Source organism: uncultured Dokdonia sp., assembly GCF_947492535.1.
Classification (GTDB): Bacteria; Bacteroidota; Bacteroidia; order Flavobacteriales; family Flavobacteriaceae; genus Dokdonia.
This window is the reverse complement of the sequence record NZ_CANLNH010000008.1, coordinates 1-16,263: the sequence shown is the minus strand read 5'-3', so window position 1 is coordinate 16,263 and position 16,263 is coordinate 1. Positions and strand designations below refer to the sequence as shown.

Below are 16,263 nucleotides of genomic sequence, written 5' to 3'. Positions count from 1 at the left end.
TCGTATGCCTACAATTATTCCATTTCGAGTATGCATATTGTTAGCATTTTATTTTCTGTTAAGTTGTCAAGAAAAACACCCACCAAGTAAGAGTACATTACCAAAAGAAATTGTGAGTCAAAACCCTCAAAAAAGTAAGTCACAACTTCTAGATAGTTTATTTACAACACATAAAGAGTATATCTCATTTCAATTTGATTTCCCTGTTGGGAAACCTACCTCTAAAGGATATTACAATGCGCAGAAATTTAGAGAAAATGATCATTTAGGAGAAGATTGGAACGGTGTTGGAGGCGGTAATTCTGATTTAGGTGATCCTATATACAGTATTTCAAATGGATATGTGTATTCATCTAAAAATATAGATGGCGGTTGGGGTAATGTTATTAGAATTATACATTCTTATAAAAACGCATATTATGAATCTATTTATGCACATTGCGACACTATTTTCATTAAAGAAGGACAATTTATTAGAAGAGGTGAAAAAATAGGAACTATTGGCACAGCTAATGGTACTTACTTAGCACATTTGCATTTAGAAATAAGAGATAGTATTTTTATGAATATTGGAGCTGGATATAGCGCCGATTCAAAAGGATATATAAACCCAACAGAATTTATCAAAACTCATTAATATGCCTACAATTATTCCATTCCGAGCGGTACGTCCCACTAGAGATAAAGTAGGCTTGGTTGCTGCGCGATCTTATGAGACCTACTCAAAAAAAGGACGCAAATTTAGAATGGATAGAAATCCCTATTCATTCTTACACATCGTAAATCCTGGCTACAAATACCATAAAGAAATCACGGGTAAAAAAGCATTTAAACTCGTACGCAATCGCTACCAAGAGTTTAAAGAAGATGGTGTTTTTCTTCAAGAAGAACTCCCATCATTTTATATCTATAAAATCATTGACCGTAAAGGACAGGTTTTTTGCGGACTTATAGGAGGTGCTAGTATCGTTGATTATGAAAATAATCGCATTAAAAAACATGAGGATACACTCGAAGATAGAGAGGAACTATTTAAAGAATATCTAGATACTGTAGGGTTCAATGCAGAAGCAGTACTCCTCACCTACCCAGATAATGATACCGTAGCCACTATCATTGAGGAAACCACGCAAGAACGTGCCGAATATGAATTTACTACTACCTATAGAGATACGCATTACGTGTGGCCTTTAAGCGATCCTAAAAGCATTGCCACAATTCAAGAAGCATTTGCACACATGCCGCAACTTTATATTGCAGATGGACATCACCGTTCTTCTTCTTCTTACTTGCTAGCTAAAGATCATCAACAAAACGATCCCAACTACCATAAAGACGCGACCTATAATTACTTTATGAGTTTCTTTATTCCTGAGTCGCATGTACGCATTCATGAATTTAATAGACTTGTAAAAGACCTTAACGGATTATCCAAAGAAGAGTTTCTGATTGCATTAGACACGGTATTTCGTATTGAAAACAGAGGTGTTGCCGCATATACACCTAGTAAAAAACATCACTTCTCTATGTATTTAGATGGAGAATTTTATTCCCTTTATTTACGTAAAAGCAATTACAATTTTGAAAATACACTTGAAGCACTTGATACACAGATTTTATATAAAACCATTCTAGAACCTATTTTAGGTATTTCAGATGTACGTAATGATGCGCGAATCTCATATGCAGGCGGAAAGAAAGATATGATTTATGTAAAAAGTGCTATTGACAAAGGTGAATATACGGTAGGTTTTGGCATGGTCCCTCTTACCATGGAAGAACTCAAACAAATTGCTGACGATGGATATACCATGCCTCCCAAAAGCACTTACATTGAGCCTAAATTACGAAGTGGTATTACCATTTATGAGTTTTAAACACTGTGAAACAGCATTTATGAGCATTAAAGAAAACATCGTACAACTTCAAAAAAATATTCCAGACACCGTTACACTAGTAGCTGTATCTAAAACCAAACCAGTTGCTGCCATACAAGAAGCTTATGATAGCGGACAACGCATTTTTGGTGAAAATAAAATTCAGGAGATGTCAGAAAAATGGGAACAACTCCCTAAAGACATCCAATGGCATATGATAGGGCATGTACAAACCAATAAGGTAAAATTTATGATACCTTATGTAACCCTTATTCATAGTGCAGATAGACGTAAACTCTTTAAAGAAATTAATAAACAAGCCGCTTTAGCACATCGTACTGTAGATGTTTTATTGCAAGTAAAAATAGCTCAAGAAGACACTAAATATGGAATGCCACTTACCGAAGCTACAGCCCTTTTAGAAGGAAATCAGTTAGATCAGTACCCTAATGTACGTGTTGTAGGACTCATGGGAATGGCTTCATTTACAGATGATATGACGCAAGTAGCTACTGAATTTCAGGTATTGGAAAAGTTATTTATACGCTTTCGCGAAAGCAAAAACCTATCTACCCTCTCCATGGGTATGAGTGGGGACTACCAACTCGCTATAGAAAATGGGAGTACTATGGTGAGAGTAGGAAGTGCTATTTTCGGAGCGAGAAATTATCATTAAACCATGGAGCATGGTGGTTTATTTTTAAGAATGGTATATTTTTTAAAACCATTCTTAAAAATATTTCCGTAAAATAATACTGGACTACCAACTCGCTATAGAAAACGGAAGTACCATGGTACGAGTAGGAAGTGCTATTTTCGGAGCGAGAAATTATCTATAGAATTAACACCCCATAGCTACAAAATCTACAAAATAATAGTATCTTATACTCTTTTACATAACATACCTATCTGTTATGTACAAAGAACTACTAATTTTAAAATGATAAGAAATTCCCTAGTTTCTGGGAATTAAGAATGTACGCGATTTTAGACATAGAGACTACAGGAGGCAAATACAATGAAGAAGGTATTACTGAAATTGCTATATACAAGTTTGATGGACATACGGTGGTAGATCAATTTATAAGTCTTGTAAATCCCGAACGTCCTATCCAAGCATTTGTCGTAAATCTTACCGGAATTAATAATCAAATGCTACGTAATGCACCTAAGTTTTATGAAGTTGCAAAACGTATTATAGAAATTACCGAAGGATGTATCATTGTTGCACATAATGCGCAATTTGATTATCGTATTCTAACCTTAGAGTTTGATAGATTAGGCTATCCATATGAGCGAAAAACACTATGTACAGTCGCATTATCTCAAGAACTACTTCCAGGACATAAAAGCTATAGTTTAGGAAAATTAGTAAGAGCGCTTGGTATTCCCATTACAGATAGACATAGAGCTAGCGGAGATGCCATGGCTACGGTTAAGCTTTTTAAAATGCTTTTAGCAAAAGACACCGAGAAAAAAATTATCCAAGCCTCTGTACGTGCTTTTCCTAAAAAGAACATGGATAAAAAGCTTAAAGACATTATTAATGATGTGCCTTCAGTATGTGGGGTTTATTATATGCATAATGTCAATGGCACGGTTATTTATATTGGGAAGAGCAAGAATATAAAAAAACGCCTTACACAACATTTTACGAGTGACAATCGAAAAAGCAAGAAGATACAGGAAGATGTTGTTGCTGTTACCTATGAAGAAACGGGAAGCGAACTCATTGCTTTATTAAAAGAAAATGAAGAAATAAAACGTAACAAACCTATTTTTAATAGGGCATTGCGAAGAACAAAGTATAAAATACAGCTTACGCAATATATCGATGAAGATGGATATATAAATTTCAAAACTGAAAAAGCAGATGGCCGTAAAAAAGGAATTACTACTTATAGTTCTATAGCCTCAGCAAAGTCACATTTAGAAAAAATTACAGAAAGCTATACACTCTGTCAAAATAAAACGGGACTCACTAATGCTAAAGGGAGTTGTTTTGGACATTCTATTAAAACCTGTGAAGGTGCTTGCGTAAATGAAGAATCTCCAGAATTATATAATAAAAGAGCACAGAATTTTATCAATACCTATAGCTACGAAAACAAAAGTATGCTTGTCATTGATAGAGGTCGTGATATCGATGAACGCTCGGTGGTGCTTATAGAAGATGGTATTTTTCAAGGAATTGGCTTCTATAATTTAAACTTTCAACTTAATAATATTGACATTTTAAAATCTATTATTACCAAAATGGATAATAATAGAGATGCACAGCATATCATACAGAGTTACTTACGAACTAAAAAAGTACAAAAGCTTATCCCATTATCAAATATTCCCAATTCCTAAGTATTTAGTACTTTTATATTCTTTAAAATAGCCTATTTGGAAACCCAAACTAAAAAAAACTGGAAGCGTAAAATGCATGAGATCATCTATGAGGCAGACACACCTCAGGGTAGACTCTTTGATGTTATTCTTCTCATATTAATTCTTGCAAGTATTATACTCGTAATGCTAGAGAGTGTGGGTAGTCTTGATGACAAATACCATGATATTTTTTATGCTGGAGAATGGATTATCACCATCTTTTTTACTTTAGAATATTTTGCGCGTATCATTACTGTAAATAAACCAAGTAAGTATATTTTTAGTTTCTATGGGATTATTGATTTCTTATCGACTATTCCACTATACTTATCATTCTTTATCGTAGGCTCTAATGCTTTACTTACAGTGAGAGCACTTCGTTTATTACGAATTTTCAGGATTTTAAAAGTAACACGCTATATAGGAGAATCTAATAAACTTACGAAAGCACTTGTAGATAGTAGGACCAAAATAAGTGTCTTCTTATTTACAGTACTTATCATATGTATCATTTCTGGTACAATTATGTATTTAGTTGAAGGAGAAGAAAGTGGTTTTCGAAATATTCCTGTAAGTATCTATTGGTGTATTGTTACCCTTACTACTGTTGGATATGGAGATATTGCTCCCATTACACCATTAGGACAATTTCTTGCCTCAATCATTATGATTATGGGATATGGCATTATTGCCGTACCTACAGGTATTGTAAGTGCAGAGTATACAAAAAGTGCATTGCAAAAAACGGATCAAAACGAACATATACATACCAATACACAGTCGTGTTCTAATTGCAATCATGATACCCATCATGACAGTGCAAAGTTTTGTAATCACTGTGGTTATTCCTTACATAATGACTAAATACCTTATTGCAGTTGTTGGACCTACGGCAATAGGAAAAACAGCCTTATCTATTAAAATAGCCCAACATTTTCAAACTGAAATCATATCGGCAGATTCCCGTCAATTTTATAAAGAAATGACTATTGGTACTGCTGTACCTGATCCAGAGGAGCTTGCTGCGGCAACACATCATTGCATTCAACATATTTCTATAGAAGACACCTATAGTGTAGGGCATTTTGAAAGAGAAGCCATTAGTTTGTTACATACCCTTCACCAAAAAAGTTCATATGTCACAATGGTAGGAGGTTCTGGCATGTATGTAGATGCTGTGATACGAGGACTAGATCAGTTTCCAGAAGTAAAACCGGGTATAAGAGAGCAATTAAATACACTCTTTGAATCTGAAGGCATTGAAGCATTACAGCACCTTCTTAAAGAAAAGGATCCTGTGTATTATGAGCGTGTAGATATTCAAAATCATCAGCGGGTGACACGTGCGCTAGAAGTATGCCTTTCTTCAGGGAAGCCTTTTTCTTCTTTTTTAGATAAGCCAAAACCTAAGCGTCCCTTTGAAACTATTAAAATAGGACTTTCGGCAGATAGAGAAGTGATTTATGATCGTATCAATAAACGCGTTGATATAATGGTTGCCAATGGCCTTGTGGAAGAGGTTCAAGGTTTGCTTTCGCGAAAGCGGTTAAACGCATTACAAACGGTAGGTTATAGAGAACTTTTTGAACACTTTGAAGGGAAGATTTCTTTAGAACAAGCCATTGAAAATATTAAAACAAATACCCGTCGTTTTGCGAAGAGACAAGGTACTTGGTATCGAAAAGACGAAGCAATTACTTGGTTTGATTACCAAACCCCATTTGAAGAAATTTCAGAATTTATACATAAAAAAACGTCCTATGATGAGTAGGACGTTTTCTTACTTTCTTCACTAATACCGTTATCTATTTAGAGGGCTTTAACCACCAATCTAAATCCTTCTCCGTGGATATTTAATATCTCTACGGTATCGTCTTTCTTAAGGTATTTACGAAGTTTTGCGATATATACATCCATACTACGTGATGTAAAGTAATTATCGTCTCTCCATATTTTTGTAAGTGCTAGCTCACGAGGCATTAAATCATTTTCGTGTAATGCGAGCATACGTAATAATTCGTTTTCTTTTGGTGATAGCTTGATCGGCTCTTCTTCTTTATACGTTAAGAAACGAAGCTTTGAATTTAGGTGGAAGTTTCCAATAACAAATTCAAATTGTTTACTATCTGCGATAGAGTCTACACTCTTACGCTGAATAATAGCTTTGATTTTCATAAGAAGTACTTCACTATCAAAAGGTTTATTTAGATAGTCATCTGCTCCTACTTTGTATCCTTTAAGAACATCTTCTTTCAGGGCTTTTGCTGTTAAGAAAATAATAGGCACATCTGCGTTCTTTTCGCGTATTTCTTTCGCTAGTGTAAACCCATCTTTATAGGGCATCATTACATCTAGTATACAAAGATCAAAATCGTCTTTTTTAAATTTTTCAAAGCCTTCCATACCATTTTTAGCATGTGTAACATTGTAATCGTTCATAGATAGATAATCCTTTAGGACTGTTCCGAAGTTCGGATCGTCTTCTACGAGTAAAATCTTTTTGTTTTCAGTTTCCATAATTATGATATTAGTGGTAATTTAATGATGAATGTACTTCCGTTTCCTTTCTCACTTTCCACAAAGATTTCTCCTTGATGGTCTTCTACTATTTGTCTGGCATAGGCTAAGCCTAAACCGTGCCCTTTGACATTGTGAATATTTCCTGACTGCTCTCGATAGAATTTCTCAAAAACTTTGCGTTGTGCCGTTTTTGACATTCCATCGCCTTGATCTTTAATTTTCACATAAATAAAGTTCTTTACATTTTCTGTATAGACATCTATTTTAGGTTCGTCTGAAGAATACTTAACAGCATTCTCTAACATATTAACGATCACATTTGTAAAATGTGATTCATTTGCCAAAACTGATGACTTTGGCGCATCTAAATGCATGTTTATATATCCGTTGCGATCTTCTACAATAAGAGATACGTGTTGCACTGCATCTTCTATGATATCGTGTAATTTATAACGTTCTTTACGGATATCAAGTTCATTCTTTTCTAATTTTGAGATACGCAATACATTTTCAACTTGTGCATGCATACGTTTATTCTCATCACGTATCATCTTATGATAATAGGATACCTTTTCAGGATTATTAGATATCTTAGGGTTCTTAACGGCATCTAATGCTAGGTTAATGGTAGCAATAGGCGTTTTAAACTCATGAGTCATATTATTAATAAAGTCTGTCTTAATCTGTGAGATTTGACGTTGTTTATTTAATTGGTGTAACGCACTTGAATAGGCAATTACAATAATTAATGTAAATATGACTGAAAGCACAATCATTCCTATGATAGAAGAGATTACTATTTTTTTCTCTCCTGGAAATTCAGCATATAAATAATAATCTGTTCTTCCATCTTCATCTGCAAATATGGGTGCTTGATAAAATTGAGCTCCCCCTTCAAATTCGAAGTTTTCTGATCGTACTCTGGTCAAAAGATCATTATCAAAAATCCCAAATTCAAAATCTGTTTCTAAATCGCTTTCTACAAGTTCTAGTGTCATGACACGTTGTATTTCTTCTGCTGAAACACGTTTATGTATTGGTTTTTTCTCTAACACATCACTTATAAGGTTCTCATAGCTGATCCTTTTAAAATCAACAATTTTAGAGATCTCTTGTATCTTACCTGTACTCGCAAGGTTTCCGTCTAATGACCCTCTTCTAAGAATCTGTCTAGAACTGAGATTAAAAAAACGTTTAAACTCTAGACTATCTAAACTACGGTCAAAAGCGGGTGCAGAAAGTTTAAAGTCTTGTTGTAAGATCCCATTACGTTGTAAAAACACATCTTTTGTAATAGGGTCTTCATTTATAAAGAAATATTCATCAAGGGTCAGATCATCAGGGATTCCAACACTATCTATTATTCTTTCAACAGCGTAATAGTAGTCTTCATATTCCCTTTCTTGTATTTTTTCAGCTACTTTAATAACAGCTCTTTTAGCATTAAAAGAAAACTGTTCTCGTTTTGCATCTACACTGTCTAAGATCCAATATCCTTGTACAAATATGATACCTATCAGCGATAGGCTCATAAGGGTTATTAAAGCATAAAACAGTTTTTTGTTCACTGCTCAAAAGTAATATTTTAACATTTAGCCTGCTTTCCATTTAACCAAATGTTAACAGCTTTTACCACTTACGATCAATTCTGAGTAGAATATGATTATGAATACGCAAAACTTTCTCTTTAGTTTGATCCATAAATATATTTTCTATGGAAAAATCTGACAATGCTTGTTTTCTGGCATCGCTCCATTGCGTTCCCATACGATCTTTAATTTCTTCTTCAGAGCTATCATCACGTTTTTTGAGTCTCTCTATACGCATATGCATAGGAGCGGTGACTAATAACATAAAATCACATTCCTTATATCCTCCATTTTCAAAAAGAATAGCAGCCTCTTTAATAACATAGGGACTGTCTTGTCGATGATACCAATTTTTAAAATGTATTGCCACTCTGGGATGCACAATCGCATTTAATTGCTCTAACAGATGCGTATCTTTAAAAACCTTGGCTGCTACATACGTTCTATTAAGGCCGTTATTTGTGTATGCTTCTCTTCCTAATAATTGAATAATTTCTTTACGAATATCTGGGGAGATAGCCATAAGACGTTTTGCTTCATCATCTGCTATATATACAGGAACACCTAGTTTTTTAAAAAACCCAGCAACTGTTGTCTTTCCACTACCAATACCTCCAGTAAGGCCTACAATCATACTATTCTAAAAATTAATCTTTTATTACTTTACCTTATGGGGAGTTCAGGTATTCTGTTTTTAAAATTAATAATAAAAAGCTTATTCTGTTTAACTTTTTATTCAAAAATTAATTAAAAACCTTAATAAGATGAAACACAATGATTAATTAACAACAATATATTTAATCTGTTTTGTTGCTAATCGAGTACTTCGTACTTCTATTGGAGCTCTTTTAATGGTGAGGACAATAAAATCGTCTTCAGAATTTCTTTTCTTAAAATCACAAATGATTTCAAAATCATTTACTGTTATAGATTCATAGGCATCTATAGGTACCGTAAAATAAATGTCTACTGTTTTAGGAAATATCTTGACATCTACTCCGTCTGTATTGATTAGTTTTACAGGAATGCTAAAAGAGCCTTCTGTAAACTTTGCAACTTCTTGCGTATATACCACTTCATACGAAGACAACTTTATTTCCTTATGCAATGCTAAAGAGTCTATAGCTAATTGTGTTTCTATATTTTCAGAAATTCCTGTTATGCTTTTAGAGATTGTTTGCACACTTGTAATGGTATCAATATATGCTTTAGGACCTACTATACGCACTACAGAGGGTGTTAGTGTTGCTTTTCCATTAGGACCATATCCTGTTTTATATTCTGAAGAAAGGAAGGAGGTCACTGGAACATCTTTACTCGCTAGTGAATCTATTTGAATCTCAATTTGTTTTGGACGCACCGCTGTAACTTCTGATATTCCAGAAAAAGCATTAGCAATCTCTAGTGGGTGTCCTTCTGGAACATATTGATATTTCTTATTAGATGTTTTTTCTAACTGACTGAAATCTATAGCAAGTTCGAAGTCAGAAAACTGATTGGAAAGCAAAGCAAAACCAGAAAGACTTGTCGTGACTTCTAGTTCTTCAGGTTCCAGATTACTCACTACTTTATCTATAGGAGTATTGACGACGGTTACAGGAAGACTATATATTTTGGTATAGTTTTTTGAAAGTTTAATGAGAACCGCTAAAATTGTAGTAAGCATAAGAAAAAATAGAAATTCTCTTACGTTAGTTCTCTTAAATGTGATTCCTTTAAAATTAGACATACCTCTAAGTTACTTAAAAAATAAATGAGGGAATTTTTTCTGTGGCTTCTTCCCTAGCCATTGTATGGCAATCGTAGATTTTAAAAACCCAGTTCCATATCCATAAAATTGTACCATAGTCGCAGCTATTGACATGATACCGATAGAAAAACTTTTAGTCATTATAATCGCATGTACTCCTATAAGAACGAAATATCCTATCACAGCGTATATAAAGAATAACCATCCAAAAAGAGCCATTACGATACTGAAAAGAATTCCTACTAAAAATACCGTAGGAAACCAGTAAGTAATCTTTGCTGACGTGGGATGCCAACTATTTAGAATGGGACGTACCATGCCAAATTTATTGACTTGTTTGTAAAACTTAGACCAAGAGATACGACGTTTATGATACACATAGGCATCTGAGAGTAATCGTGTTTTAAACCCTTTATCCCATAGTCGTAATACTAAGTCTGGGTCTTCCCCGGGATGTATTTTTCCAAATCCTTGACTAGCTTCAAATGCTTTTTTAGACAACCCCATATTAAAACTACGAGGCTGAAACGCATTGACTTGTTTTTTCCCTCCACGTATGCCTCCCGTTGTCAAAAAAGAGGTCATACTATAATTAATAGCTTTTTGTAAAGGTGAAAATGAAGGATGCGCCGCATCGGGTCCGCCAAAACAATCTACATAATCTTCTCGTAGTGTTTCATCCATTACACGCACATAATGTGGTGGCAGTATGCAATCTGAATCTAGTATGATAAAATAATTTCCCGAAGCACGAGCCATTCCATAATTTCTTGAAGGTCCAGGTCCAGAATTTGGCTTAGGGAGATAGGTGATATTTAATGTATTTGTATAGTCAGCAACAATAGTATCACTAGGAAGTGACGATCCGTCTTCTACAATGACAATCTCATAAGGTAACTGTGTGTCTTGACTTGCAAAACTGTCTAGCAACTCCTTGATTTCGTCGGGACGATTGTATACAGGAATAATAAATGAATACGATAATTGCATGCCGCAAATATAGGGTAATCCCTAAAAGCCCCCTAACCTCCGAAAGGGGAATTATTCTCGATGTATACGCTTTAACGCTTCGCTCTCCCTCCGGTCGTGAACCTGCCTGCCGGCAGGCAGGTCTCACAAGTTCGATTTACCATTTCATTCTCCCTCCGGTCGTGAATCTCGCAGGCTCGATTTCGCGAAAGCGCAAAAAATAGAGTAGCACTCTATTTTAGAACACTACTCTATTTTTATTGTTTCCTCTTTGAGGGTTTATTCTTGGTCTTTTACAAATGCATCCATCACTTCTCTACTCACACCCGTATTACTAAAACCTCCATCATTATAAAGGTTTTGCATAGTTACACGTTTGGTAAGGTCTGAAAATAAAGTCACGGTATAGTCTGCACAGTCTTGTGCTGTAGCGTTTCCTAACGGACTCATCTTTTCTGCAAAAGCGATAAAGCCGTCAAAACCTTTTACACCTTGACCTGCGGTTGTAGGCGTAGGTGATTGAGAGATCGTATTGACACGTACGTTTTTCTCTTTTCCAAAATGGTATCCAAAGCTACGTGCAATTGATTCTAAAAAGGCTTTATTATCTGCCATATCATTATAATCCGGAAATACGCGTTGTGCCGCCATATAGGTTAGGCCCACAATACTTCCCCACTCATTCATGGCATCTTTCTTATATAGTGTTTGCATTGTTTTATGAAAAGAGACAGCACTTACATCCCATCCTTTTTCCGTCCATGTATAGTTTTGATCTGTATACGCACGTCCTTTACGCACATTTACAGACATCCCGATAGAGTGTAATACAAAATCAAGTTTACCTCCTAAGATTTCTTGTGCTTTTTCTACTAGGTTTTCAAGGTCTTCTATAGAAGTTGCATCTGCAGGAATAATTTCAGAACCTGTTTGTTCTGCCAGTGTATTTAATGTTCCCATACGCATTGCGATAGGTGCATTTGTCAATACAAATTGTCCGCCTTCCTCATGTACACGCTCTGCGGTTTTCCATGCAATAGAATTTGCATCTAATGCTCCAAAAATGATTCCTTTTTTTCCTTTTAGTAAGTTATACCCCATTGTAATATCGGTTAAAAGTTGATTTTCGTTTTGAAGGACAAATATCGGCGTTTATTTTTTAATATGTATTGAACTTATCTTCTTTTTCAATGCATACATAAAAGGCATTCATTAAAGATTTTGTTGAAAAAGATTGATGAATCTGCCTGTTAATAGCGATAGGTTTAACTTACAATTTTGAAAACATCTTAAACCCCTATCAAAATCAAGTGATACTAGTAAAACCTCTTAAAATAGTAGAATGAATTCTAAAAAAGAAACCTGTAGTTTAGGGGCTACAGGTTTCAGCTTCACTTGAGTATAGTACTATTAATTTGATACACTAAGACATCCCCATCTTATTGTATCAGGAACGAACAAACTTAGATAACCAAAATCCCCATTCTGATATAAGCTTGTTCCACCCACAAATCATGAATGACACAAATATATAAGTACAGAAATGAGGTCTATTTCATTTGTGCTTATGCAAAAAAAGGAATGATTTCACAGTGTGATTTGTGTAGTTTATCGATAAACCAATGAATTTCGTAAGAACAAATGCGTATTCGTTCAGTCTATTATGTATTTTGAATGATTTCATCTATTCTTTCCTTAACCCTAAAGGAAATATCGACCAAATTTTTAGTTCTTCCTTTAAGATTGAGGTAAAACTTAAAATTTCAATAGAAAATTAAAATAATGAATACCTACATGTACAACTGGTTAGTTCAATAAATTCTTTGCATGTTCTAATGCTGCCGTTGTTTGATTATTACCACCTAGCATAGCTGCAATTTCTACGATACGATCTTCTTGAGAAAGACGTACGATTTGAGTTTTGGTTTTTTCGGCTTCGTCTGTTTTAAAAACTTTAAAGTGAGAAGCTCCTTGTCCCGCTATTTGTGGTAAATGTGTAATACTAATGAGCTGCATGGTATGTCCCATATCTTTTAAAATAGCGCCCATTTTGACTGCCACTTCTCCACTCACACCCGTATCAATCTCATCAAAAATAAGGGTAGGTAATTTCTTATGTCGGCTTAATACTGCTTTGATGGCAAGCATGACTCTAGATAATTCTCCTCCAGAAGCACCTTTTCCTAATGGTTTTACGTCCATGCCTTTATTAGCTGAAAACAAAAACGCTAAGGCATCTTGTCCGTTGGGCATTAAATCCTGCAAGTGTGTTACTTCAATATGTAATTGTGCATTAGGCATTCCTAATTCTACCAATATCTTTTCAATAGAGGCTTTTAGTTTCGGAATGGCTTTGGAGCGTTTTTCGTGTAATTGGGTTGCGATTTTTTGGGCTTCCGCTTTCGCGAAAGCGATCTCTTCCTCAATCACTGCAATCTGATCATCTACATTTTGTACTTCGAATAGCTCGGCATCCAAACGCTCACGAACATCAATTAACTCAGTTACAGAATCTACCTGATGTTTTTTCATCAAGTTATAAAGCAATTGGATTCTATTGTTTGTTTTTTCTAAAGTCAGTGGGTCTGCATCTACGCCACTCGCTACATCTGCAAGTTCCTGGGTGAGATCATCTATTTCAATAAATACACTATGGAGTCTCGTATATAAAGTTTCATAGGCATCGCCATAACTACTAATACGTGATAATGCCGATCGCGCTTCTGCCAACTGATCCATAATACCTACCTCATCTTGTCCTAACTTCTGCTGTGCGGTAGCAAGGTTTTCTTGGATTTCTTCGGCGTGACTTAAGGTTTTAAGTTGTATCTCTAATTGTTCAAACTCACCTTCTATGAGTTTGGCTTCATCCAATTCATTAAATAAAAATGACTGATAATCAAACTCTAATTGTGCACGTTGTTTCTTTTCTTGGACTTGTTCTAATTGGACAAGCTTCTTTTTCCAAACGGCGTATTGTTCGTAATACTTTTTACGAAGTACCAAGGCATTGGCAAAAGTGTCTAATACTTCAAACTGATACTCATTATCAATCACATCCAATGTCTTATGTTGACTATGAATATCGACCAATCGTTCGCCTAAGGCTCCTAACTGCGCTAAAGTTACAGGCGTATCATTGATAAACGCACGGCTTTTCCCTGAAGGTAAGATCTCCCGACGAATGATCGTCGCTTCTTCATAATCAAGGTCATTCTTCTTAAAAAAGGTCTGTAATTGATAACCGCCAACTTCAAATATCCCTTCTATGATACATTTTGACGTCATATCTCCCATGCTGGAACTATCGGCTCTTTTACCTGTAATCAGTCCTAAGGCTCCTAATAGTATCGACTTTCCCGCGCCTGTTTCTCCTGTAATGACCGTAAACCCATCTTGTAATGAGAGCTGTGCTTCTTCAATAAGCGCATAGTTTTTTATGGATAGGGATGTAAGCACGGAATTGGTATCTGATTTTAAATTACGGTTGTAAAGATAGTGGAGTTTCTCCATATTCCAAATGGAAAATGGAATATAATTTGGAATTTTTCCAAATTTATGGAATAGACTGTTGTTTTTGTTTGGATTTATTTAGGTGGATTACGAGAAACCGTAAAGGGAATTGGAATGGATTTTGGAGATTGGAAGTATGTATTTTCAAACGTTTATATCCGTTAAAAACGACTATAAACAAGCTGTTAATCATTTAAAATCCTATAACTATATGGCTTATGGGTTTTTATAGTATTTTAGAGGTAATGATATAAACTAGTTACCTGCAAGCTAAAGCAACGCAAATGAAAAAAATATTAGGAATTTTAATTATTGGACTTTCATTATTTGGATGTAAAGAAACTAAAAACAAACTTGGTGAAAATGAATTTGTACTCAATGGAGAATTAGAAGGAATTGAAAACAACAGTTGGATTTATTTAATGTTGGACAACAAACCTATAGATTCGACAAAAGTAGAAAATAATAAATTTTCAATAATTGGAGTAACGGAACATCCTAAACAATACGATTTATTCGTTAAGAATTCACGAAACTATTCTCGTATTTGGATAGAGCCAGGAAATATTTATTTCAAAGCTAAAAATGGAGAGTTCAAAGATGCAATCGTTAGTGGTTCTGTATCCCATAAAGAAAAGGAAAGACTCTGGAAGCCAATTTGGGAATACAGAAAGCACAGAGATAGCATAAGGAAAATTTTAAACAACAATCAATTAAATGACAGTTTAAAATCTGTCGCAAAACTTGAGCAAAAAAAGATAGAAGAAGATTGGCTAAAAGCAGAGAAAGATTTTATTAAAAATAATCCAGAATCTTATGTAAGTGCTGCGACACTTGACTTCTATTCTAAGACTTTTTCAAAAAAAACAGTTTCAGAATTCTATAACAACTTTAATGAGGACATAAAAAATTCTTCTTACGGTAAATCTATCAGTCGATTTTTAGAAATTAATCAGAATCCACAAATTGGAGAAAAGTATGTTGATTTTTCAATGCCAAACGAAAACGGAGAAATTATTAAACTATCAGACTTCGAAGGTAAACTTATATTATTAGATTTTTGGGCATCTTGGTGTGGCCCTTGCATTAAAGAATATCCAGCATTAAGAAAAGCTTACTCTATGTTTAATGAGGATGGATTTGAAATTGTTAGTATTTCAGAAGACCAAGCTAAAGAGACGTGGCTAAAATCAATAGAAAAAAATGATTTGAACTGGGTCAACCTTTGGCAAGATAATGGTGGAAAGGCTGACCCATATTTAATTTATGGAATTAATGGAATACCGGATAATTTCCTGATTGATGAAAAAGGAATCATTATCGCTCGTGATTTAAGAGGTGAAAAATTGATTGAAACTATTGAATCAAATATAAAAAAAGCCAACAGGTAACAATGGTAATCGTTGCACAAGTCCATAATTCTGATAAAAACAACTCATTCTAAGCCTCTTTCCTGAGGCTTTTTTTATAGTATCTTGTACTGGATTTTGATTTTTAAGACGTTTATAGGAACGTATATTAGGTCATAAAAAGTAATTTTATAAAATCCAGATGAAAGTTCCTTTCCCACTCCACTTTTTACCTTTTTATGTGTGAATTTTAGGTACTTCTTCAAGTTATAAGCCATCGCACTCAGATGCATCACCTTATTAGCCTGTTCAATACCTAT

Annotated in this window: 14 protein-coding genes and 2 pseudogenes; 8 read left to right on the top strand and 8 right to left on the bottom strand. The window is 34.6% G+C overall.

What is annotated here, in order from left to right; genetic code table 11:
- The first annotated feature begins 4 nt into the window (after window positions 1-4).
- The 7 genes and pseudogenes from Q1A60_RS11935 to miaA all read left to right on the top strand — a co-directional run bounded on the left by Q1A60_RS11935 (window position 5) and on the right by miaA (window position 6,024).
- A complete protein-coding gene (locus Q1A60_RS11935; protein WP_299766659.1) occupies window positions 5-637 on the top strand; it encodes a M23 family metallopeptidase in 633 nt (210 codons plus the stop codon).
- A 1-nt stretch (window position 638) separates the two neighbouring features.
- Complete coding sequence (locus Q1A60_RS11930) at window positions 639-1,877, top strand: DUF1015 domain-containing protein (RefSeq protein WP_299766661.1); 1,239 nt, start codon at window positions 639-641, stop codon at window positions 1,875-1,877.
- A 19-nt stretch (window positions 1,878-1,896) separates the two neighbouring features.
- Entirely contained in the window at window positions 1,897-2,553 is a 657-nt protein-coding gene (locus Q1A60_RS11925; protein WP_299766663.1) for a YggS family pyridoxal phosphate-dependent enzyme, read from the top strand.
- 82 nt (window positions 2,554-2,635) lie between these two features.
- A pseudogene (locus Q1A60_RS11920) lies at window positions 2,636-2,716 on the top strand (YggS family pyridoxal phosphate-dependent enzyme); the annotation flags it as partial.
- Window positions 2,717-2,852: 136 nt separating this feature from the next.
- A complete protein-coding gene (locus Q1A60_RS11915) occupies window positions 2,853-4,232 on the top strand; it encodes an exonuclease domain-containing protein (protein WP_299766665.1) in 1,380 nt (459 codons plus the stop codon).
- A gap of 36 nt (window positions 4,233-4,268) precedes the next feature.
- Window positions 4,269-5,117 (top strand): ion transporter, encoded by an 849-nt coding sequence (locus Q1A60_RS11910; protein WP_299766667.1) that lies wholly within the window; start codon window positions 4,269-4,271, stop codon window positions 5,115-5,117.
- Window positions 5,110-6,024, top strand: coding sequence for a tRNA (adenosine(37)-N6)-dimethylallyltransferase MiaA (gene miaA / locus Q1A60_RS11905; protein WP_299766669.1), 915 nt, complete (start codon window positions 5,110-5,112; stop codon window positions 6,022-6,024). The genes Q1A60_RS11910 and miaA overlap by 8 nt, the downstream gene beginning before the upstream one ends.
- Before the next feature lie 38 nt (window positions 6,025-6,062).
- Here the strand turns inward: miaA and Q1A60_RS11900 are convergent, their stop codons facing one another.
- The 7 genes from Q1A60_RS11900 to recN form a co-directional block, all read right to left on the bottom strand.
- Window positions 6,063-6,770, bottom strand: a complete 708-nt coding sequence (locus Q1A60_RS11900) for a response regulator transcription factor (RefSeq protein WP_299766671.1) — start codon at window positions 6,768-6,770, stop codon at window positions 6,063-6,065.
- A 2-nt stretch (window positions 6,771-6,772) separates the two neighbouring features.
- Entirely contained in the window at window positions 6,773-8,305 is a 1,533-nt protein-coding gene (locus Q1A60_RS11895) for a HAMP domain-containing sensor histidine kinase (protein WP_299766673.1), read from the bottom strand.
- A gap of 97 nt (window positions 8,306-8,402) precedes the next feature.
- The gene (gene coaE, locus Q1A60_RS11890) at window positions 8,403-8,996 is read right to left on the bottom strand and encodes a dephospho-CoA kinase (RefSeq protein ID WP_299766675.1); all 594 of its coding nucleotides are present in this window, start codon (window positions 8,994-8,996) and stop codon (window positions 8,403-8,405) included.
- 144 nt (window positions 8,997-9,140) lie between these two features.
- A complete protein-coding gene (locus Q1A60_RS11885; RefSeq protein WP_299766677.1) occupies window positions 9,141-10,091 on the bottom strand; it encodes a hypothetical protein in 951 nt (316 codons plus the stop codon).
- Window positions 10,092-10,100: 9 nt separating this feature from the next.
- Window positions 10,101-11,102 carry a glycosyltransferase gene (locus Q1A60_RS11880; RefSeq protein ID WP_299766679.1) on the bottom strand — a complete coding sequence of 334 codons (1,002 nt, stop codon included), beginning with the start codon at window positions 11,100-11,102 and terminating at the stop codon, window positions 10,101-10,103.
- 258 nt (window positions 11,103-11,360) lie between these two features.
- On the bottom strand, window positions 11,361-12,182 hold the full coding sequence (locus tag Q1A60_RS11875) for an SDR family oxidoreductase (RefSeq protein WP_299766681.1): 822 nt from the start codon (window positions 12,180-12,182) through the stop codon (window positions 11,361-11,363).
- Between the two features lie 705 nt (window positions 12,183-12,887).
- On the bottom strand, window positions 12,888-14,594 hold the full coding sequence (gene recN, locus Q1A60_RS11870) for a DNA repair protein RecN (protein WP_299766683.1): 1,707 nt from the start codon (window positions 14,592-14,594) through the stop codon (window positions 12,888-12,890).
- A 284-nt stretch (window positions 14,595-14,878) separates the two neighbouring features.
- Here recN and Q1A60_RS11865 point away from each other — a divergent pair, with 284 nt between their 5' ends.
- Entirely contained in the window at window positions 14,879-15,985 is a 1,107-nt protein-coding gene (locus tag Q1A60_RS11865) for a TlpA disulfide reductase family protein (protein WP_299766685.1), read from the top strand.
- A gap of 74 nt (window positions 15,986-16,059) precedes the next feature.
- Here the strand turns inward: Q1A60_RS11865 and Q1A60_RS11860 are convergent.
- Window positions 16,060-16,263: pseudogene (locus Q1A60_RS11860) on the bottom strand (hypothetical protein); the annotation flags it as partial.

Coding starts and splice junctions, on each gene's coding strand:
- Q1A60_RS11865 (WP_299766685.1), top strand. CDS start 14,879: ATGAAAAAAATATTAGGAATTTTAATTATTGGACTTTCATTATTTGGA.
- Q1A60_RS11900 (WP_299766671.1), bottom strand. CDS start 6,770: ATGGAAACTGAAAACAAAAAGATTTTACTCGTAGAAGACGATCCGAAC.
- recN (WP_299766683.1), bottom strand. CDS start 14,594: ATGGAGAAACTCCACTATCTTTACAACCGTAATTTAAAATCAGATACC.
- Q1A60_RS11935 (WP_299766659.1), top strand. CDS start 5: ATGCCTACAATTATTCCATTTCGAGTATGCATATTGTTAGCATTTTAT.
- Q1A60_RS11880 (WP_299766679.1), bottom strand. CDS start 11,102: ATGCAATTATCGTATTCATTTATTATTCCTGTATACAATCGTCCCGAC.
- Q1A60_RS11875 (WP_299766681.1), bottom strand. CDS start 12,182: ATGGGGTATAACTTACTAAAAGGAAAAAAAGGAATCATTTTTGGAGCA.
- Q1A60_RS11895 (WP_299766673.1), bottom strand. CDS start 8,305: ATGAGCCTATCGCTGATAGGTATCATATTTGTACAAGGATATTGGATC.
- Q1A60_RS11925 (WP_299766663.1), top strand. CDS start 1,897: ATGAGCATTAAAGAAAACATCGTACAACTTCAAAAAAATATTCCAGAC.
- miaA (WP_299766669.1), top strand. CDS start 5,110: ATGACTAAATACCTTATTGCAGTTGTTGGACCTACGGCAATAGGAAAA.
- Q1A60_RS11885 (WP_299766677.1), bottom strand. CDS start 10,091: ATGTCTAATTTTAAAGGAATCACATTTAAGAGAACTAACGTAAGAGAA.
- coaE (WP_299766675.1), bottom strand. CDS start 8,996: ATGATTGTAGGCCTTACTGGAGGTATTGGTAGTGGAAAGACAACAGTT.
- Q1A60_RS11930 (WP_299766661.1), top strand. CDS start 639: ATGCCTACAATTATTCCATTCCGAGCGGTACGTCCCACTAGAGATAAA.
- Q1A60_RS11915 (WP_299766665.1), top strand. CDS start 2,853: ATGTACGCGATTTTAGACATAGAGACTACAGGAGGCAAATACAATGAA.